Annotated in this window: 17 protein-coding genes; 8 read left to right on the top strand and 9 right to left on the bottom strand. The window is 65.2% G+C overall.

The genetic code is table 11. From position 1 onward, the window contains the following. Positions 1-99 precede the first annotated feature (99 nt). Positions 100-1,221 carry a YkvI family membrane protein gene (locus QYM46_RS00525; protein WP_432790286.1) on the top strand — a complete coding sequence of 374 codons (1,122 nt, stop codon included), beginning with the start codon at positions 100-102 and terminating at the stop codon, positions 1,219-1,221. A gap of 18 nt (positions 1,222-1,239) precedes the next feature. Here the strand turns inward: QYM46_RS00525 and QYM46_RS00520 are convergent, their stop codons facing one another. The 6 genes from QYM46_RS00520 to QYM46_RS00495 all read right to left on the bottom strand — a co-directional run bounded on the left by QYM46_RS00520 (position 1,240) and on the right by QYM46_RS00495 (position 9,052). Next, positions 1,240-1,938 (bottom strand): IclR family transcriptional regulator, encoded by a 699-nt coding sequence (locus tag QYM46_RS00520; RefSeq protein WP_169250880.1) that lies wholly within the window; start codon positions 1,936-1,938, stop codon positions 1,240-1,242. Positions 1,939-1,965: 27 nt separating this feature from the next. Continuing rightward, entirely contained in the window at positions 1,966-3,219 is a 1,254-nt protein-coding gene (locus tag QYM46_RS00515) for an aminopeptidase P family protein (protein WP_432790285.1), read from the bottom strand. 100 nt (positions 3,220-3,319) lie between these two features. Continuing rightward, entirely contained in the window at positions 3,320-4,669 is a 1,350-nt protein-coding gene (locus QYM46_RS00510; RefSeq protein WP_169250878.1) for an MFS transporter, read from the bottom strand. A 212-nt stretch (positions 4,670-4,881) separates the two neighbouring features. Then, positions 4,882-7,284 (bottom strand): cytochrome b/b6 domain-containing protein, encoded by a 2,403-nt coding sequence (locus QYM46_RS00505; RefSeq protein WP_432790284.1) that lies wholly within the window; start codon positions 7,282-7,284, stop codon positions 4,882-4,884. Between the two features lies 1 nt (position 7,285). Then, the gene (locus QYM46_RS00500) at positions 7,286-8,263 is read right to left on the bottom strand and encodes an electron transfer flavoprotein subunit alpha/FixB family protein (RefSeq protein WP_432790283.1); all 978 of its coding nucleotides are present in this window, start codon (positions 8,261-8,263) and stop codon (positions 7,286-7,288) included. A 12-nt stretch (positions 8,264-8,275) separates the two neighbouring features. Further along, positions 8,276-9,052: an electron transfer flavoprotein subunit beta/FixA family protein gene (locus tag QYM46_RS00495; RefSeq protein ID WP_432790282.1), complete on the bottom strand. Its 777-nt coding sequence runs from the start codon at positions 9,050-9,052 to the stop codon at positions 8,276-8,278. Between the two features lie 417 nt (positions 9,053-9,469). Here QYM46_RS00495 and QYM46_RS00490 point away from each other — a divergent pair, with 417 nt between their 5' ends. Next, entirely contained in the window at positions 9,470-9,925 is a 456-nt protein-coding gene (locus QYM46_RS00490) for an Lrp/AsnC family transcriptional regulator (RefSeq protein WP_432790281.1), read from the top strand. Between the two features lie 309 nt (positions 9,926-10,234). On the opposite strand, the gene QYM46_RS00485 is transcribed toward QYM46_RS00490, so the two are convergent. Next, positions 10,235-12,184, bottom strand: coding sequence for a hypothetical protein (locus QYM46_RS00485; RefSeq protein WP_432790280.1), 1,950 nt, complete (start codon positions 12,182-12,184; stop codon positions 10,235-10,237). Between the two features lie 165 nt (positions 12,185-12,349). Continuing rightward, entirely contained in the window at positions 12,350-12,964 is a 615-nt protein-coding gene (locus QYM46_RS00480; RefSeq protein WP_432790279.1) for a TetR/AcrR family transcriptional regulator, read from the bottom strand. A 106-nt stretch (positions 12,965-13,070) separates the two neighbouring features. Between QYM46_RS00480 and QYM46_RS00475 the strand changes: the two genes are divergently transcribed. The 4 genes from QYM46_RS00475 to QYM46_RS00460 all read left to right on the top strand — a co-directional run bounded on the left by QYM46_RS00475 (position 13,071) and on the right by QYM46_RS00460 (position 17,316). Next, a complete protein-coding gene (locus QYM46_RS00475) occupies positions 13,071-13,589 on the top strand; it encodes a YqeB family protein (protein WP_432790278.1) in 519 nt (172 codons plus the stop codon). A gap of 132 nt (positions 13,590-13,721) precedes the next feature. After that, positions 13,722-14,828, top strand: coding sequence for a pyruvate dehydrogenase (acetyl-transferring) E1 component subunit alpha (gene pdhA, locus QYM46_RS00470; RefSeq protein ID WP_432790277.1), 1,107 nt, complete (start codon positions 13,722-13,724; stop codon positions 14,826-14,828). Further along, positions 14,825-15,907 carry an alpha-ketoacid dehydrogenase subunit beta gene (locus QYM46_RS00465; RefSeq protein ID WP_432790276.1) on the top strand — a complete coding sequence of 361 codons (1,083 nt, stop codon included), beginning with the start codon at positions 14,825-14,827 and terminating at the stop codon, positions 15,905-15,907. Before pdhA ends, QYM46_RS00465 begins: the two co-directional genes overlap by 4 nt. Further along, the gene (locus tag QYM46_RS00460; protein WP_432790275.1) at positions 15,907-17,316 is read left to right on the top strand and encodes a dihydrolipoamide acetyltransferase family protein; all 1,410 of its coding nucleotides are present in this window, start codon (positions 15,907-15,909) and stop codon (positions 17,314-17,316) included. Before QYM46_RS00465 ends, QYM46_RS00460 begins: the two co-directional genes overlap by 1 nt. Here QYM46_RS00460 and QYM46_RS00455 read toward each other — a convergent pair. Continuing rightward, the gene (locus QYM46_RS00455) at positions 17,241-17,951 is read right to left on the bottom strand and encodes a hypothetical protein (protein ID WP_432790274.1); all 711 of its coding nucleotides are present in this window, start codon (positions 17,949-17,951) and stop codon (positions 17,241-17,243) included. The genes QYM46_RS00460 and QYM46_RS00455 overlap by 76 nt on opposite strands. Positions 17,952-18,071: 120 nt before the next feature. Between QYM46_RS00455 and QYM46_RS00450 the strand changes: the two genes are divergently transcribed. After that, positions 18,072-18,374: a DUF3311 domain-containing protein gene (locus QYM46_RS00450; RefSeq protein ID WP_432790273.1), complete on the top strand. Its 303-nt coding sequence runs from the start codon at positions 18,072-18,074 to the stop codon at positions 18,372-18,374. Then, a complete protein-coding gene (locus tag QYM46_RS00445; protein ID WP_432790272.1) occupies positions 18,371-19,885 on the top strand; it encodes a sodium:solute symporter family protein in 1,515 nt (504 codons plus the stop codon). Before QYM46_RS00450 ends, QYM46_RS00445 begins: the two co-directional genes overlap by 4 nt. The last annotated feature ends 21 nt before the right edge of the window (positions 19,886-19,906 follow it).

Below are 19,906 nucleotides of genomic sequence, written 5' to 3'. Positions count from 1 at the left end.
ACGTGATCACATTCACACACTAGCGTTCATGAATGTGATATATCAGTTGTCGACCTGACTCTGTCGACCACCTCATTCCCTCAACGACGAAGGACTTCCATGACTGACACCTCCACTGCCGCCCATCTGGCTACGACCGAGAAGACCAGCATCCTGCGAGTCATCACCTATGCCGGGGCGATCATCGCGTTCCTCATCGGCTCGGGATTCGCCACCGGCCAAGAGATCCTCCAGTACTACGCGTCCTACGGTTTCTGGGGCGTTTTCGGCACCGGCCTTCTGGTGCTCGTGCTCATCTCCTATGTCGCCGTCGAACTCTTCCTCGCGGGCAGGAGGGAGCAGTTCGAGAAGCCCTCACGCGTGTTCCACTACTACGGCGGGAGATACCTCGGCACGTTCTTCGACTACTTCTCGATCCTCTTCGTCTTCCTGTCCTTCACCGTGATGATCTCCGGCGCCGGAGCGGTCTTCGAAGAGCACTACGGACTGTCGAAGTTCATCGGCGGGGTCGCCCTGGCCGTCGCTGTCTGCGCCACCGTGTGGTTCGGGCTGACCAGCCTCGTCGACGTCATCGGCAAGATCGGCCCGGTCATCGTCGTCGTCGCGATCGCCCTCGGCGTCTACGGAATCATGCGCGACCCCGAAGGCATCTCCACCGGAGTCGAGATCCTGCCGAGCCTCGACGTCACCCAGGCATCGTCGAACTGGTTCCTCTCCGGGCTGTCCTATGTCGGGTTCTGCATGCTCTGGCTCGCAGCGTTCCTCGCCGCCCTCGGCAAGACCGTGAAGAACCGGCGTGAAGCCACGGCCGGCGGCCTCGTCGGCGGCGTCGCCTTCTCTCTGGCGTGCATGGTCGTCGGACTCGGGCTGCTCGCGAACATCGGCGAGGTCTTCGACGCCGAGATCCCGATGCTCGTCCTCGCCAGCAGCCTCGGGCCGTGGATCGGGACCCTCATCTCCGTGATGATCCTCGCGGGGATCTACACGACGGCCATTCCGCTGCTGTGGACGGTCTCCTCGCGCTTCTTCGACGACAAGACGAAGAAGTTCAAGTACGTCACGATCGCCCTTGCAGTCCTCGGAACGATCATCGGCCTCATTCTGCCGTTCTCGCAGATGGTCAACATCGTCTACGTCATCAACGGCTACGTCGGCATCGTCCTGCTGGTGCTGATGATCATCCGCACGATCCGCCACGTGGCCACGCGCCCGGCTGGCTGAGCTCCCACCGGAGCGTCGTTACCGCTCTGAGCCACCAAGCCGCAACGAGACCCGCTCCGCCGCCTGCACACACTGATTGCCGAGCTGGGCGATGCGGGTGGCATCGGTACGGAACTTCGGTGCGGCGATGAGGACGGCCGCGACCACCTCGCCGCGATGGTCGTACACGGGCGCGGCGATGCCGACCTCGTTCGGCGAGGTCTCGGCATCGTTGAGGGCATAAGGGGTGCCGGTGGCGCGATCCGGGCCGTCGCCGGCGTCGCGGAATACCTTCACCGAGGCACTGCCTTCTGTCCGATACCGTGACCCCAGGCTGGACGTGTGCTTGACCGGCTCTGGACTGGGCACCTGTTCAACGGTGACCGCCTCGGCGCCGTCCCATACCATCAGCGCACTCGTCTCAGACGTGGCCCGCGTGAGTGCCTGCAGAATCGGATACGCTGCTCGGCGTACATCGAGGTCGGCCAGCAGCGGTCCCGCGATCGCAATGATCCCCAGCCCCAGTCGATACCGTTTGGACGGGGCCTGTTCGACGATCCCCTCCTGCTCGAGTGAGGCGAGAATGCGCGACACAGAGCTTTTGTGCAACCCCACGCGCGGTGCGATCTCGGTGACACCGAGCTCTTGTCGGTCCGGCGCGAAACAGCGCAGGATGGCGACGGTGTTTTCGATGACCGAGGCACCGCGGCGTGGGTTGTCAGGCGATTGTCGGGACATGGTGTGAGTATATTCGGCGGCGCAGCCTCAGGCCGGAATGATGTTGTGTTCGGGGCCGAAGGGGAACTTCGTGATGTCCTCGGATTCGTCCTCCCCGACGACGACGATGTCGTGTTCGCGGTATCCGCCGGCGCCCGGCTGCCCCTCGGGAATGGTGATCATCGGTTCCATGGAGATGACCATGCCCGGTTCGATGACGGTGTCGATGTCCTCGCGCAGTTCGAGCCCGGCCTCGCGCCCGTAGTAGTGGCTGAGCACGCCGAAGGAATGCCCGTAGCCGAAAGTGCGGTTGGCGAAGAGCCCGTGCTCGAGATAGATCTCGTTGAGCTCGGCCGCGATGTCCTTGCACACGGCGCCCGGCTTGATGATTTCGATGCCGCGCTTATGCACCTCGACGTTGACATTCCACAGCGAGAGCGAACGCTCATCGGGCTGACCGTAGAAGAGTGTGCGCTCCAGTGCCGTGTAGTAGCCGGTCGGCATCGGGAAGCAGTTGAGGCTGAGGATGTCACCCTTGCGGACCTTGCGTGTGGTCGCCCAGTTGTGGGCGCCGTCGGTGTTGATCCCCGACTGGAACCACACCCACGTGTCTCGAACCTCCTGGTCAGGGAAGGTCTTCGCGATCTCGTGGACCATCGCCTCGGTGCCGATGAGAGCGACCTCGTATTCGCTGATCCCTTCGGTGATCGCCTCTCTGATCGCCTCGCCGCCGAGGTCGCCGATTCTAGCGCTGTGCTTGATCACCTCGATCTCCTCGGCAGACTTGATCATCCGCTGGCGCATGGCCTTGTGGGAGACGTCGACGAGCGTTGCGTCCGGGAATGCACCCTGGATCCGGTTGCGGCTCTCCAGCGGCAGATTGTCGTCCTCGACGCCAAGGCGGCGGGGATTGCCGATTCCGCGTTGACGCAATCCCTCCTGGATTGCGAAGCAGTAGTTGTCCCGACGCCAATCGGTGTAGACGATGTTTTCGCCGTAGCTGGTCCGCCAGGGCATGCCGGCGTCGATGTTCGCAGTGATGGTGACCGTGTCGTCGGGCGTGACGACCATGGCATAGGACCTACCGAAGTAGGTGAAGAGGAAGTCAGAATAGTACTTGATGTTGTGGTACGAGGTGAGGATCACGGCGTCGAGCTCCTTCTCGGCCATGATCGAACGCAGTCCGGTCAGCCTGCGCTCCATCTCCGCGTCGGAGAATGTCAGTGGTGTCTTCGACCCGTTGTGCAGGACCTTGATTCGCTCCAGGTCGGCGACGGATGCGTTGTCGGCGAAGGTGGTCATCGTTTTCTCCTATTCGTTCGGCACGGCTGCGCGTCGGGCACAGCCGCGTGTGATTGACAGCTGCGCGTCCGGCGAGCTGCGAGAGTGGCGGCTGCGCTCGTCAGACTTCGCGCAGGGGTTTGTGGAAGGTCTCCTTGGCACAGATGACGGCGCCCAAGCAGACGGCCGCGGCGGCCATGAGGTACCAGCCGGGAGCCAGGTTCGAGTTAGTCACCCCGATGAGCAGAGTGGCCATGAACGGCGCCGTACCGCCGAACAGCGCGTTGGAGACGTTGAAGCTCACGGCAAATCCGGTATAGCGGATCCGGGTCGGGAACATCTCTGCGAGGAAGCTCGGCAGGGTACCGTCGTTGAGCGTGAGCATGGCCCCGAGGGCGATCTCAATGAGGACGACGACAGCGAAGCTTCCGGTATCGAGGAGCATGAAGGCAGGCACCGTGAGGACGATGAAGCAGATGGAGGCGATGGTGAGCATCCGTTTGCGCCCGAACCGGTCGGAGGCCAGACCGGTGAGCAGGATGAAGCCGATGTAGGTCACAAGAGCAATGGTCGTGGCGATGAATGATTCCGTCGCCCCGTAGCCGAGTTCCGTGGTGAGATACGTGGGCATGTAGGTGAGGACGACGTAGAAGCCGACAGCATTGAGCAGGACCGCGCACATCGCGATGAGCAGCGGCCGCCAGTGATCACGGAACATCGCGAACACCGGGGCCTTGATGACCTCATCCTGCTGCGCGAGCTCACGGAAGGCCGGGGTGTCCTCGAGCCGGGTGCGGATGTAACGTCCGATGAGCCCCATGGGCGCGGCGAGGAAGAACGGGAGCCTCCAACCCCAGGTCTCCAGCTGAACGTCGGTGAGGGCAGAGGACAGCACCGCGGCCAGCACGGAGCCCAGCAGCAGGCCGGTCGCCGTGCTGGCGGGAACCACTGCCGCGTACAGTCCGCGTCGCCGCGGTGGTGCGTATTCGACGAGGAACGCCGAGGCGCCCGCATATTCGCCTGCCGCAGAGAATCCTTGGACGAGGCGGACGACGAGCAGCAGCACCGGAGCGAGGAAGCCGGCGACCGCGAAGCTCGGCAGCAGACCGATCGCAAAGGTCGAGACCGACATGATGAGGATCGACACGGACAGTGCGGAGCGACGTCCGATCTTGTCCCCGATGTGCCCCCAGATGAAGCCGCCGATGGGACGAACGACGAAGGACACGGCAAAGACCGCGAAGGTCGACAGGAGAGCGAGATTGCCTTCGGACCTGGGAAAGAAGACGAGCGAGATCGTGGTGGCGAAATAGCCGTATACCCCGTAGTCGAACCATTCGACGAAGTTGCCGACGAAGCTGGCCGAGACGACACGTCGCAGCGTCCGCTTCTGTTCGAGTGTGGGGTGCTCGGACGATGACGGCCTCGTCTTCGCTGCGTCATTGTCCTCTGGAGCCAGGTCCGACTTCATTGTCTTCTCCGATGTGGTGGGCGGCTGAGATTCCCAAAGTTGCATTTATTGCAACCAGGTTGCATTCAACACTAAGGTCATCGCAATCCCCGGTCAAGAGATTTCTGTCGGGAATGCGAAAGGACAGCGATCAGGCCCTGCCGGATTCAATATCCGACAGGGCCTGATCGCCGTCCATCTCGGCCTGACCGGCCGAGTGATGAGTGTCTGTCCTACCTGCTCGAGACGCGTCCGAAGAGATTCGCGATCGGAGCCAGCAGCAACGGCCTGGCCGCGAACCACCCGGCCACGACCACGACCATCGCGACGAGGAACCAGATGAGCCCGGCCCAACCGAGCACATTCGTACCCGCGAACATGTACCCGAGATTCTGCCGCAGTCCGGTCGTGAACACGAGGAACACGTGGACGAGGATGAAGAACACGAAGAACAGCATCGTCGGGAAATGGATCGCCCGAGCCAACGGCGCCGGGTAGAACTTATTCAGCCTCGCAGCATCCTTCGGCCACCACTCGCTCATCCGCACACCCGTGATCGCCGCCAATGGAGCCGCGATGAACACGACGATGAAGTACATCAGCTGCTGAAGCGCGTTGTAGTTGACCCACGCCTCTTCCATCGGCCATTCCATCGTCGCGTACTGCAGCATCGCCGAGACCGCGTTCGGGAACACTTCCCAACTGGTCGGCACGATCCGCGCCCAATGCCCGGACACGAACAGCAGCACGACGAAGACGACGCCATTGGCCAGCCACAGCAGGTCGAGGCCCGTGTGCAGCCAGAGGTTGATGCTGACCTTCTTCCCACCCTTCTTCGGGGTGTAGAACGCCGGCGGCTTCTGCTGGTGACGCACCTGCAGACCCGACCGGATGATGAGCACCATGAAGAAGAGGTTGAGGAAGTGCGTCCACCGCACCCAGCCCGGGAACCCGGGATCGACGAAGTCCGGAATGTGATACTCGCCCGGGTAGCGCTCGAGGAACTCCGGCACACCCGGCAGGGTCGTCACCCCACGGGCGGCGAGGATGAGGATCCCGGCCGCGACGATGAGTCCGCCGAGTCCCAGCCCGACGAGCTTCGACCACTGTCCCAGCGACTTCGAACCGATCATGACCGGTTCCTTCTTCACTGCAGGCTTCGCCGCGGTGGTGCTGCCCGACCCCGACGATGTGGCCTTCGCAGCCGGTGCCGTCTTCGCAGCCGGCTTGTCCGCAGTGCGTGCCGCAGCCTTGTCGTCCGCCTTCGCGGCGGGCTTGGCCATCGGTTTGCGCTGGGCAGGCTTGTCCGTGGTCTTCGCCGCGGGCTTGGCCATCGGCTTGCGCTGAGCGGGCTTCTTCTCGGCTCCGTCGGAGGACGTGTCCGACGCCGAGGCGGCTCCCGCTGCCACAGCACCTGCACCGGCGGCGGCTCCCGCACCTGCGGCTGCCGCACCGGCACCGACACCACCGATTCCGGTGCGTCGACCCTGGGGCTTCTTCTCACCGGATCCGTCGGCGGCAGCCGGCGTTGCATCCTGCTTCGCCTCAGTCGTCGACTGTGCATCCTCGGCAGGCTTGCCGGCCTCGGCAGATGCGGCATCGGTCGACGTGGTCACAGCGGCCTTCTCCTCGGTCGGAGCCGAAGCGGCAACCGAGCCTGCGGCAGGTTTGGCAGCGTGTGCGGGTGCGAACCCTTCCGGCGGCCAGGGGTCTCCCCCGGCAGTGCGGGGGAGACCGCGGCGCAGCGGAACATCGGAGAGTTCTCCAGAGCCCGAGCCGCCTGCAGCAGCTGCGGCCACACCGTCACCGGCAGCACCGGCGCCGACCGCGGCGGCTGCTGCAGGAGCAGCGGACGAGGACTCCGAGGTGGAATCGGCCGAAGTGTCAGCCGGAGCGGCTTCGGCGGAATCGGTCTGAGCAGCGGATTCCTGCGCGGTGCTCTCGGCAGGAGCGGACGCGGCCGCTGCCGGAGCAGCAGCGCCGGCAGCCGAACCGCCGGCGGCCTTGACTCCGGCGGGCGCGAAGCCTTCCGGCGGCCAAGGATCTCCACCGGCGACACGCGGCAGACCACGGCGCAGCGGAACCTCGGCGGCAGGAGCCGATTCGGCACCAGCCGCGGCAGCGGCGGCAGGTGCGGCTGAGGACTGTTCGTCCGACTCGACGGACACCGATTCCTCTGTCGAATCCTCGACAGGAACGTCGTCTTCGACCGCAGGCTCTGCGGGAGCAGGCGCTTCGGCCGACGCGGCGGGCACGGCAGACGCACCGGTGGCCTTCACCCCAGCAGGAGCGAGACCTTCCGGGGGCCAGGGGTCTCCACCTTCGACGCGCGGCAGTCCGCGGCGCAGCGGAACTTCGGCCGCAGTAACTGCCTCAACGGGCTCCTCGACCAAATCCTCAACGGGCTCTTCGGCTTCAGCGGAAGCCACGGTCCCCGTCGATTCCTCGGTCTCGGTCACATCGGACTCGACCGCCTCGGCGGAGGAACCTTCATCCAGTTCCTCCGTCTCGGCAGTCTCCGGCAGCCACGACGCACCCTCTTCCAAGGGTTCGCCGATGGTGCCCTCCGGGGGCCAGGGGTCTCCGCCTTCGACCCGGGGCAGACCCGAGCGCAGCGAACTGGAATAGGTGGCCATATCAGGACTTGTTCTCGTTCAGTGATTCGATGGCCTGGGGAACGACCTTGAACAGGTCGCCGACGACGCCGAAGTCGGCGATGTCGAAGATCGGGGCTTCGGCGTCCTTGTTGACCGCGACGATGGTCTTCGAGGTCTGCATACCGGCCTTGTGCTGAATCGCACCGGAGATGCCGAGAGCCACATAGAGCTGCGGGGACACCGACACACCGGTCTGGCCGACCTGGTGGGACTGGGCGATGTAACCGGCGTCAACGGCCGCGCGGGAGGCACCGACGGCAGCACCGAGGGTATCGGCGAACTCGCCGACGAGCTCGAAGGACTCCTCCGAACCGACGCCGCGACCACCGGAGACGACCTTCTGCGCACCGCGCAGCTCGGGACGCGAGGAGGTTTCGACAACAGCTTCGAACGAATCGATCGCAGCCGAGCGCTTACCGGAATCGGCAACCTCGAGGGCCTGCGTGTTCGCGGACTGCGCCTCGGCACGGGCCTCGATCGAGCCCAGACGCACGGTCACGATGGGCGCACCGAAGGTCGGGGCCGACGAGGCAGTGTAGCCACCGCCGTAGACGGAGTGGTCGGCCACGATGCCCTCGGAGTCGCGTTCGAGTCCGATGGCGTCGACGGACACGGCCGACCCGCTGCGCACGGCATAGCGGCCGGCGATGTCCCGACCGTCGAGGGTATTGGGCACGAGTACCGCGTCGGGCGCGGTGAGCTCCGCAGCCGCGGCCACGGCATCGACGGCCGCGGTGCCGAGGTTGCCCTCGACGGTCGCGGCAGTCAGGGTCGCCACGGCACCGAGTTCGGCGGCCTTCTCGGCAGCGGCATCGGCACTGCCGGCGGCGAGCACGAGGGCAACGGGCGAGCCGATCTCAGCGGCACCGCCGAGCAGCTCGGCGGCCGGCTTCTCCAGCTGGCCTTCGGCATCGGCGGTGAGGACGACGAGAATGGAATCCTGCGGGAATTCTGACATGTGCGATTCTCCTTAGGCCAGACGGTTCTTGGTGAGGTATTCGGCGAGTTCGACTCCGCCATTGCCTTCGTCGGCGACCTTCTCGCCGGCTTCGCGCGGCGGCTTCTCGGCGACGGTGACCATGATCGAACGGGCGGTCGCCTGGTCCTCGGCATCGATGTCGAGATCGGCCAGGCTGATGACCTCGAAGGGCTTCTTCTTCGCTGCCATGATGCCCTTGAAGTTCGGGAATCGGGCCTCGGGAAGCGCCTCGGTGATGGAGATGACAGCGGGCAGCTCGGCCGAGACCTGCTGCTTGCCGCCTTCGATGGCACGGCTGCCGGAGACCTTGCCGCCTTCCAGTTCGACGGTCGTCAGGCCGGTCACGTGCGGGTAGTCGAGGTGCTCGGCGAGCATCGCCGGCATCATGCCGCCGTTGCCGTCGGTGGAGACGTTGCCGGTGACGACGAGGTCGTACTCACCGCGGCGCAGAGCAGCGGCGAGCACCTCGGCGGTCAGCCCGAGATCGGCACCGCCCAGCGACTCATCGGCCACGTGCACGGCGTTGTCGGCGCCCATGGCCAGACCCTTGCGGATCGTGGCGGTCGCGGTATCGGGCGCCATCGAGATGACGGTCACCTCGGTGTCGCCGTCGGAGTCCTTCGGCGTCAGTGCGACCTCGAGGGCACGCTCACCGATCTCATCGAGGACGGCTTCCGAGGCGCCGCGATCGGCAAGCCCGGTTTCCAAGTTCAACTTGCGGTCGCCGTAGGTATCCGGGACCTCTTTGACCAACACCGCGATCTTCAAGGATGACTCCTTAGGTTCGTGAAGCAGTTCCAGCTGCGTGAGACTTTCGTCTCATAATCTACAGGTGGCTGATTTCCGTCCGTTGGCCGGGTCCAGGTAAGAACCGGCCATGTCCATCACCCATGGTACGTGGTAGGCACCACAGATATCTCCGTTACTGTACGAACGATCGACAGAATTTGTCCAGCGCGTCGGACACCTCGACAACGCCGGCTTCCCTCGCCGAGGCGGTTCCCCCATCATCGACGACAGGACCTCGACGCGCGGCCGCCACCCGCCTAGGCGGGGCCCTAGAATGGGACGCAGACCGACCATTCCTCCCGGTGGCCATCGCCGGCCTCCGTGCGAGTGCATCCGGGCAGGCTGGACGCAGAGGTCGCAGGCAAGACGCAGACATCAACGGTGAAGGAGCGCCCCGTGGCATTCGACCTCGACGACATCGACCGCAGCATCATCGCCGCCCTCGTCGAGGACTCGCGCCTGAGCGTGCGCCAGCTGGCCGAACGCGTCCACATCTCCCGCTCCGCCGCGCATAAGCGCTTCACCACTCTCATCGAATCGGGTGCGATCAGGAAATTCACCGCCGAGGTGGACCGCGAGGCTCTCGGCATGACAGTCACCGCGGTCGTCGTCGTCAAGATCGGCGACCGCCCCTGGCCACAGGTCCGGGAGGACTTGGCCGCTCTGCCCTTCGTCGAGAAGGTCCAAGCCGTCAGCGGAGACATCGACGCCCTGGTCACCGTGAACGCCCCGGACAACACAGCCCTGTCACAGGTGATCCTGCGCCGGATCCACGAGGTTCCGGGCGTCGTGTCCTCCCGTTCGCTGCTCATCCTCGACGAAGCCGAGGGGCATCGCCCCGGCGCGGGGTGAGGGCCGGCGCAGGGTGAGGGCCGCGATTTTCCCGCCCGACAGGGCACTCACTTCTGAGCGCGCGAAGCCCCCGGCGCCGGAATTTGCGCCGAGGGCTTCATGACGTGAAACAGAGAGAACCGCCGACGTCCGATCCACCACTTCAAGCCAGCGTGTCAACTACCTTAGGAAAGACCAGCGTTGCGTAATTCTCATAGGCTAGCCTAACCCGGGAATCGGGAGTGCACAACAGTCTGGTGCCGACTTTTCCGCAGTTGCACGGAATCGGCGCAGGTGCCGTCGCAGCGGAATCGGGGCGTTTGCCTCGTTCTATTCCCTCGGCCCGGCGAGCAGCATGAGCGCGGCACTGGCGACGATGCGCCGGTACATCGGCTCCACGGAAATCGCGCCATCGGTCTTCGTGAGGAGCCCGAGCTCGATGAGCTCCTGCAGCTCGTCTGCCAGCAATATGGAGATCCGATCAGCGCGCACCTCGTCGATGTCGAGTTCGGGGCGTTCGGGCGCGGCGTCGGGAGTGATGATCTCGATGAGGCGCTGAGCGATCGTGATCGCCGGGGCGCCGTAGTCGTTTCCGGGAACGAGGTTGATCACGTCGAACAGGCGCTCGTAGATGAACGCGCCGATGACGGGCAGCGCCGCATCCGCGCTGACCTCGCCTGAGCGCCACTGGTCGGCAGCACCGGCGGGCCGGACCTTCGTCCCGGTGATCTCGATGATCTCCGCACTCTGCATCACGGCCCACATCGCTTCGAGGACGGGCACCTCATCGGCGCTGCGCGCATAGTTCACGCCGTCTTCGTACCGGGCGTTCGAGGCCACGCCGACGGCGTCGATGCCGAACTGTCCGGCCGCCTTCGCGATATCAGCGCGCTTCACCCGCCCCGTTCCGGTCACCTGACGGGAGTCTCCGATCCATTCGAGGATGCCGGCCACACCTGAAACGAGACGGTTGTCCGACAACGGCTGCGCGAGCTGCTCCTCGCTCAGAGCGTTGGCTTCGACTGCGGCCATCAGGGCCGAGGGCAGCGGGTCTGTGCGCATGCTCGCGGCCTCGGCTCGGGCCCTGGCGGAGTTCCAGCGTTCGGGAGCATCGTCTGTGTCCATGCGGAAGCGGAGATAGTTGTCGAGAGCTTCGAGGCTGTCGAGGAAGATCACTGTCGAAGGCGATTCGCCATCGGTCTTCTCGGCTTCCTCCTGTCCGTCGACGGCGAAGCTTTCAAGGACGTCGAGGAGGTCGTCGATTCCCTCCGGTTCGTCGATATCTGCGCGGGAGGACACGGCGATGCAGAACAGGAGGTGGGCGATGTCGAAGACCTCCGAGTCCTCGTCGACATCATCGTAGGTCTCGGCCAGCCAGTCGCGGAAGCGCTGGTAGAGCGGCATCTCGTAAACGGTCTTCTCGACCTCGTCCATTCGTTCATCGACGCCCCGCCGGTCAGCGTTGGGATTCGCCTGCGCAGTCGCCTCGGCGCTCGATCCGCCTAGCCACTCCGGCAGGTCCTGTTCTGCGGCAGGGCCGTCCTGGGCTTCCTGGACTTCGTGGGTCACGCGGTCGGCGGGGCTGTAAGCGCCGGCGACCGGCTCGGGATAGCCGTCGAGAGGCATGAGATCGTCGACGACCTCTTCCGCTGAGACATTGTCCCGCTTGGCCAGTCGTACGACCGCCGCGGCCGCGGCGAGCATGGACCCTTCGAGGACGGGACGTCCGCTGTTGCTGGTGATGAGGCGGTCGAGACTGTCGACGACGCGTCCCTTTTGTGCCAGGGCCAGGATGTCGCGGGCCACGGCGCGGGACTTCTTCGCCGGCCACTTCGGCGCCAACACTCCGCCGAGCTTCGGTCCGTGGGTGTCATCGGTGAACCATTCGTCGACCAGCCCCATCGCCGCCCCGGTCACCTGGGCGACGCTCGGGTTGAAGTCTTCGGGATCGGAGGGCAGAGAGGCCACAACAGCCTCCGCGCGCTTGATGTCGCTGTCGGCGAAGGCAAGGGAGAAGGACCTCAGCGTCCCCAGTGCCAGTCCGCGGTGGGCACCGACCGGGGTGAACAGACGGCGGTTGTATTCCCCCTGTGCTTTTTCCATGGCTGCGTGGAACTCGGCTTCGGTGAAGTCCGCATTCGGATCGTCGATGTCGACGCCTTCGGCCTTGAGGAACGGCGCCAGTTCCCGCATCATCCGATCGCCCATGCCGGGGTTGTGGCTGATTTTGCCGCCCGCTGCCATACCGTGGAATTCGGGACCGTCGAAGAAAGTAGACACGCACTGCTCCTGCCGAGGATGAACTGAAGCAATAACGGTAACAAGTCAGACCTCGTCCGCCATGCAACTGCCCCGGCATGGCTCCGCAGCTTTACCGAGATCACACTTCGGGAGTCGGCGGTACCGCAGGCAGCGCCGCGGACCCGGTCGGCGTTCACGCCCTGGTCAGCGCTCAGCCCCTGACGAGGCGAGGGTCTTCCGCACCGCCCTGATGGTCAGCTCGAGAGACTGGGCGCGCGCGGTCGGATCGTCGACGCCGACGCTCACGCTGTAGAGGTGTCCGGAGCCGATGGTGAGGTAGACGAACGCTGCCGCCCATCCGATCGGCACTCCTTCATCGATGGACCCGTCCGCCTGCCCTCTCGCGATGACGGCTTCGAGGGGATCATCTTCATCGCCCGCAGATTCAGCGCTCGTGCTGGACTCGGCGGCCGCCTCGGCGAAGGTCTCATCGGTGATGATCGGGTTGTCGGCGAAGAGCAGGGTGAGCACATCGGGCAGAGTGAACAGCTCCGCACAGATCCGTTCGAGCGCAGTCAGCCCGGCCCCTTCGCCGGGACGGGCCTTCATGACCGCCTCACCGAATCGCCGGGCGCCGAGCCTCGCCGCCGCGCCGACGAGAGCCTCCCGATCACCGAAATGTCGGTAAAGAGTGGTGCGACCGACGCCGATCGACTGTGAGAGCTCGATCATCGACGCTTGCGGGTTCGCGGCCAGGTGGGTCAGTGCCTCGCTGACCAGTGCCTCTCGGCCCAATCGACGCATTCCCTGCACCGGCACAACCCCTCCCTGACTCTGCGAACGATACAGAGCAGTCTACTTGTGGAACACATGTGTTCCACCTTGGTATCATGGAGTACCGAAAACGCCTTCGAGGATTGAGCACATGATGGATCAGCCCCAACAGAAGAACGACTCCTCCACCCAGCAGCCCCACGCCGCTGAGACCTTCGCGCTCAGTCGGACCGACGTCGTCGTCATCGGCCTCGTCTGCATCGGCATCGGCGTGGCTCTCTGCTTCTTCCTTCCGGCCCTCGGATCGCTTGCCGCAACATTTCCCATTCCTTTCGGGGACGTCATCGAGAAGCTCAGCCGCTTCGACCAGGCGTGGGTCGTCATCGCCCGACCGATCATCGGCGGAGCACTCGGACTCATCGCCGCCTTCTTCATCGCCGCCTCGACGACTCCCCTGATCGTCGACGAACACGGAATCACCATCGGCCGAGACGACGACCACCCGCTGCGCATCTCCCGCGCCTCGTTCTCGACCGCGTACTTCGCCGACGGCAAGCTCGTCGTCGTCACCGAAGGCGGGCATCAGGCCTTCAAAGGAGACATCGAGGGCAAGAAGGCTGCGATCGCGGAGGCCTTCACCTCTCGCGGATATCGCTGGGGCGAGATCTGACCATCCAGCCAAACGTCCACTCGGCCAGCCGGAACCGGCCCCTTCGTCCCGAGTTCGCGACACGTTTGGCCGCCCGTCCGCACCTGCCCTGAAGCCGTGGAATCGTGACCCCGCTCACGCCACCATGGGGTCATGACCATTGACGTTCCCACCACAGGCCGCTCACTGCCCCAGCTGCAGCCGATCAGCTTCATCGGCGCAGATGGCCGGCTCACCGACACTCCGACCGAAGGGCTGCGGATCCCCAGCGATGTCACCCTCACCGGTCTCTACCGGCAGATGGTCCTCGTCCGCCGGTTCGAAGCGCAGGTCACGCACCTGACCCGGCAGGGTCGACTCGCGACCTACCCCTCTGCGGCAGGTCAGGAAGCCGCCGAGGTGGGGGCCACCACCGCGCTGGCCCCGAACGATTGGCTGTTCCCCACCTACCGCGACTCGGCAGCGCTGCTGACACGCGGAGTGCCCGTCGCCGAGATCCTCGCCGCCTTCCGCGGGGACTGGCACTGCGGTTTCGATCCGCACGAATATCACGCCTCACCTGCGGCGACACCGCTGGCGACGCAGACTCTGCACGCCACGGGATTCGCGATGGCCGCGAAGCTCAAGGGCGAGGACGCCGCGACTCTGACCTTCCTCGGCGACGGCGCCAGCAGTGAAGGCGATACCCACGAGGCCTTCAACTTCGCCTCCGTGTGGCAGACCCCGACGGTGTTCGTCCTGCAGAACAACCAGTACGCGATCTCCACTCCCCTGCGGGAGCAGACGAACGCGACGATGCTCGCCGACCGGGCCGCCGGCTACGGAATGCCCGGCCTGCGCGTCGACGGCAATGACGTCGCCGCCGTGTTCGCCGCCGTCTCCGCGGCGCTGGCGCGCGGTCGGAACGGAGACGGTCCGACCCTCATCGAGTGCCTCACCTACCGGATGGAATCGCACACGAACTCCGACGATCCGACGAAGTACCGCGACTCCGAAGAGGTCGAGCACTGGAAGCAGTTCGATCCCATCGACCGTCTCGAGAAGTATCTGCGGCAGACCGGCGCCCTCGACGATGCGAAAGTCGCCGAGGTCGCCGAGGCGGCCGAGACCCTGGCCGCGTCCGTCCGCGAGGCCATGAACCAAGAGGCCGAGATCGACCCGCGTGAGCTCTTCGCCCACGTCTTCGCGAACCCGCGCACAGCTCTAGCCGAACAGCGGCAGGTCCTCGAAGCCGAACTCGCCGCGGCAGGGCACGCATGAGCGTCGAAACGGGCACAGACCCGACAACCGATCCGACCGCGGTGAACGACGAAACAGCCACGGCCGCCTCGGCGAGCACCGAACCGGCGACAATGCCCGCCCCGTCGTCGGTGACGATGACGAAGGCACTCAACCAGGCGCTGCGCGATTCCCTGGCCGACGACGACACTGTGCTCATCTTCGGTGAGGATGTCGGCCGCCTCGGCGGGGTCTTCCGGGTCACCGAAGGTCTGCGGGCAGAATTCGGGTCGAACCGCGTCTGGGATTCCCCGCTTGCGGAGTCGGGCATCATCGGCACCGCGATCGGCATGGCGATGAACGGGATGCGCCCGGTCGTCGAGATGCAGTTCGACGCCTACGCCTACCCGGCGTTCGAGCAGATCGTGTCCCATGTGGCGAAGATGCGGAACCGGACGAAAGGCCGGGTCAGCCTGCCGATCACGATCCGGATCCCCTATGCCGGCGACATCGGCGGCGTCGAGCATCACTCGGATTCCTCGGAAGTCTATTGGACGTCGACGCCGGGGCTGACCGTCGTCACGCCGTCGAATCCGGCCGATGCGTATTCGTTGCTGCGCGAATCGATCGCCTCTGACGACCCGGTCGTCTTCATGGAACCGAAGTCGCGGTACTGGATGAAGGAAACATTGAGCCTGCCCGTGACGACGGCACCGATGAATCGGGCGCAGGTCATCCGCGAGGGCACCGACGCCACCCTGCTCGCCTACGGTCCGACCGTGCGCACGGCACTCGATTCCGCCGAGGCCGGAGCCGAGCACGGACTGTCCATCGAGGTCATCGACCTGCGCACGCTCTCGCCGTTCGACGATGAGACGGTGTCCGCATCGGTGCGCAAGACCTCGCGCGCGGCGATCATCCATGAGGCCGCGCAGTTCGGCGGCTACGGCGCCGAGGTGGCCGCCCGCCTCACCGAACGCAACTTCACCCATCTGTCGGCCCCGATCCTGCGGGTCGCCGGATTCGATGTGCCCTATCCGTCGCCGAAGCTCGAGGAGTTCTACTTGCCGACCGTCGAACGCGTACTCGATGCGCTCGAGTCCTGGGATTGGGAGCTGTGATGAGTGCTGATCTCAATACGGGTACGCGCGAGTTCATCCTCCCCGACCTCGGAGAGGGGCTCACCGAGGCGGAGCTGATCTCCTGGAAGGTCGAGATCGGGGACGAGGTCCACGTCGATCAGATGGTCGTCGAGGTCGAGTCCGCGAAGTCCGTCGTCGAGCTCCCCTGCCCGTACGCCGGGCAGGTCGTCAGCCTTCACGCGAACACGGGGGACACCGTCAGCGCAGGTCAGGCCCTGCTCTCCGTCGCCGAGGCGAGCGCTGGGGCGGGCGCGGGTACTGAGTCGGGCGCGGGTGCTGAGTCGGCGGACGGCGGCTCGAGCGGCGCGAACCTCATCGGCTACGGCACTTCGGAGCCGAAGACCCGGTCGGCGAAGAAGCGCTCATTCGGCGGCAAGCACGCGGCAGCGCCCGCCGTTCCGACCGTCATCCCGGATGCTCCTCCGCAGCCGCCGGCCGAAACACCGGCTTCCCCCAGCAACTCATCGACGACTGCGAACGACCGTGTCTCCCCCGTGTCGTCTCCCCTTGTGCGCAAACTCGCAAAGGATCACGGCATCAGCGCCAAGAGCCTGCCCGGCACGGGCCCCGGCGGTGTCGTGACCAGGGCTGATGTCATGGCCGTGATCGAGTCCGGGGCAGGTGCCGCTGCCCACGTCCCCGCGGGGACGTCACCGGCGAAGGCACCTTCGTCTGCTGCGAGCTCCGACCAGAGCGACCGCGATACCCGCACCCCGATCACGGGACTGCGCAAGGTCGTGTCCGAACGCCTGACGAAGTCGCGGCAGGAGATCCCCGAGGCCACGATCTGGCTCGACGTCGACGCCACCGAGCTGCTGGCGACGAAGAAGGCGCTCGAGGCCCGCACGGGTGAGAAGTATTCGCTGCTCTCGCTCGTCGCCCGCTTCGTCGTGGCGGGTCTGAAGAAGTACCCGATCATCAACTCGTCGATCGACACGGCTGCCGGTGAGATCGTCACCCACGGCGACATCAACCTCGGCCTGGCCGCGCAGACTCCGCGCGGACTCATGGTCCCCGTCGTCCACGGGGCCGGCGAGATGAGCCTGAGGCAGCTGCGCGACTCAGTGTCCGAGACCGTCGGGAAGGCCGCCTCGGGGAGGTTCGATCCGTCCGAACTGACCGGCGGCACGTTCACCCTGAACAACTACGGGGTGTTCGACGTCGACGGTTCGGCCCCGATCATCAACCTCCCCGAGGTGGCGATGCTCGGTCTCGGCCGGATCAAGGACCGGCCGTGGGTCGTTGACGGCGAGCTGACGGTGCGCAAGGTGATGTACCTGTCGTTCGTCTTCGACCACCGGGCGTGCGACGGTCAGGAGCCGAGTGAGTTCCTCACCTTCGTCGCCGACTGCATCGAGAATCCGATCTCGCTGCTGCCGGAGCTCTGACGAGCGCCCTCGGGCAGGGTGGCACGAACGTCTTCCTCAGAGATCTCAGCACGATCCCCGCTGTGCTTCCACGCCAGGTCGGCGATGTCCAGAAGACGACGAGGGCTGCCGTCCGCCGCTTCGACGACGCGGCGGACGGCAGACTCGGTGATCGACTTTCCGCTATCCGCGAGCGCCGTCGACAGGAAGAGTCGCACACCGTCGTCGCTCAGCCGTTCCAGATCGACTCGCGCCGACCGTGCCAGGTAGGGAATCGCGTCCGCCACCGTACCGGCCACCTGTTCCAGGTCCCGCAACGGTGCCCGATCGATATCGTCCACCGTGATGAGGACTCCGTGCACCTCGTCGTCGAGCAGAGAAGGAATCTGCGCCTCGGCCAATCGCTCGGCAAGCCCGTCTTCACCCGGGAGATGCACGGTGGCCCAGCTGCGCGACGTCGCCACTTCCTCGAACACCGTGAGCATGGTGCTCTTCCCCATACCCGATTCACCGGTGACGAGCGTGGATCGCCCCATTGCGCCGTGACCGCTGTCGAGCGCATAGGCAAAATCGTTGATGAAGGACTGCCGTTCGACGAGCACAGGCGGGACCGTTCCCGGCTGCAGGGCGAAGGGAGAGCGTCGTTGTTCGGTCATCTCTGCCAGCATAGCCTTCCGGTTCCACACTTCGGACAGCTCTCACATCAGTGATCCTCACCACTAGCCTTGCCGCGTCCGCTCACAAGCGGACGCGAACGCAAGGAAATGAGGTTGAGCATGTCACGGAATCACAGTTCGGTACGCCAGGCGGGGCCACCTCGTCGCCGGAATTCACTGTTCCTACTCGTCATTCCCGTCGTCCTCTACGTCCTCACCCCGGTCGTGGCGAACTCGGTCGAACCGCGCGTCGCCGGCCTGCCGTTCATCCTCGCCTACACGATCGCGGTCACGATCCTCACCTGGTTCTTCGTGTGGATGACGGCCCGAGGCGACCGGTACTACCGGCACGACCTAGCCGAGCACATCCCCGCCGATGTCGCCTTCGGTGACGATCACGAGATCGAGGAGGCCGGGAAATGAGCACCTCCGCGATCATCGCCTGCATCATCTTCGGCCTCGCCATGCTCGCGACCATCGGCATCGGTGTGTATTCGGGACGCGGCCGAGAGAAGTCCCTCGACGAGTGGTCGGTGTCCGGGCGCGGACTCGGCTTCATCTTCATCCTGCTGCTCATGGCCGGCGAGACCTACACGAGCTTCTCGTTCCTCGGCACCGCCGGCTGGTCATACTCCTACGGCGTGCCGATCCTCTACCTCATCGGCTACCTCAGCATCGGTCTCGTCGTCGCCTACCTCGTCGGGCCTCTGTTCTGGACCTATGCCGCCCGCCACAAGCTCGTCAGCCTCTCCGACATCGTTGAGCACCGGTTCCGATCACGAGGCCTGGCGATCCTCGTCGCCGTGCTCGCGACCGTGTTCATCGTTCCCTACATCCAGCTCCAGATCCAGGGCATGGGCGCCGTGGTCAACGCGATGAGCTACGGAGCGATCGACCTCAAGATCGCCGCCATCGTCTCCTTCATCGTCGCCGAGGCGTTCATCCTGTTCTCCGGACTGCGCGGTTCCGCCTGGGTGAGCGTGTTCAAGGACGGACTGGTCATCCTCGCTGTGGCTTTCCTCGCCATCTACGTACCGCTGCACTATTTCGACGGCCTGGCTCCTCTACTTGACCGCGTCGTGAATGAGAAGTCTCAATGGCTGACTTTCCCCGGCGCAGGCGATGGCATCTACGGGGGTGCATGGTTCATCTCGACGATCATCCTCAACGGGATCACGATCACCGTGTTCCCCACGTCGATCGCCGGCTATCTGTCGGGCACCTCGGCGAATGCTCTGCGACGCAACTCGATCATTCTGCCGTGGTATCAGCTGCTGCTCCTCGTGCCGATGATGGTCGGTGTGGCTGCACTCTTCGTCGTCCCTGCCCTCAAAGACGCCGACTTGGCCCTGTTCTCCGTGGTCATCGATTCCCTGCCCGCGCCGATCGTCGCGATCATCGGCGTCGCAGGGGCGTTGTCCGCGATCGTGCCGATGAGCGTGTACATGCTCTCCATCGGTTCGATGTGGGGACGAACCGTCTTGGGCGGCGGCTTGGCCGGACCGAAGAACGCCGCCTCGATGACGTCTGAGCAGCTGAGCGCACGGGGCCTGCGGCAGAAGACACTGTCTCAGTGGGTGTGCCTGGCCGTCGGCATCATCGCCCTGATCATGAGTCTGCTCATGCCGGATGCTCTCGTCGAGCTCTCCGTGCTCAGCTATGAAGGACTCGCGCAGGTCGTGCCGGCCGCGCTGCTGTCCCTGTACTGGCCGCGCATGAGCAAGCAGGCGGCGGCTGCGGGTCTCATCGTCGGCTCCGTCGTCATGGTCGCCCTCCACTACACGGGACTCGACCCGCTGCTCGGCATCAATGGCGGCCTCTGGGCTGTCGCGGCAAACCTCATCGTTGTCGTCATCGTCACTCTGGCCAAGCCGGACCCACGGTGGGTGCCGTCAGCCCAGCGACAGACGCGCACCGAGGCGGCAGCGCTATAGGCGCGAGCCCCTCGACCAGCG

The sequence above is a fragment of the Brevibacterium sp. K11IcPPYGO002 genome, assembly GCF_050920635.1.
Lineage (GTDB): Bacteria > Actinomycetota > Actinomycetes > Actinomycetales > Brevibacteriaceae > Brevibacterium.
The sequence above is the reverse complement of the archived record's forward strand: the minus strand, read 5'-3'. Positions and strand labels throughout refer to the sequence as shown.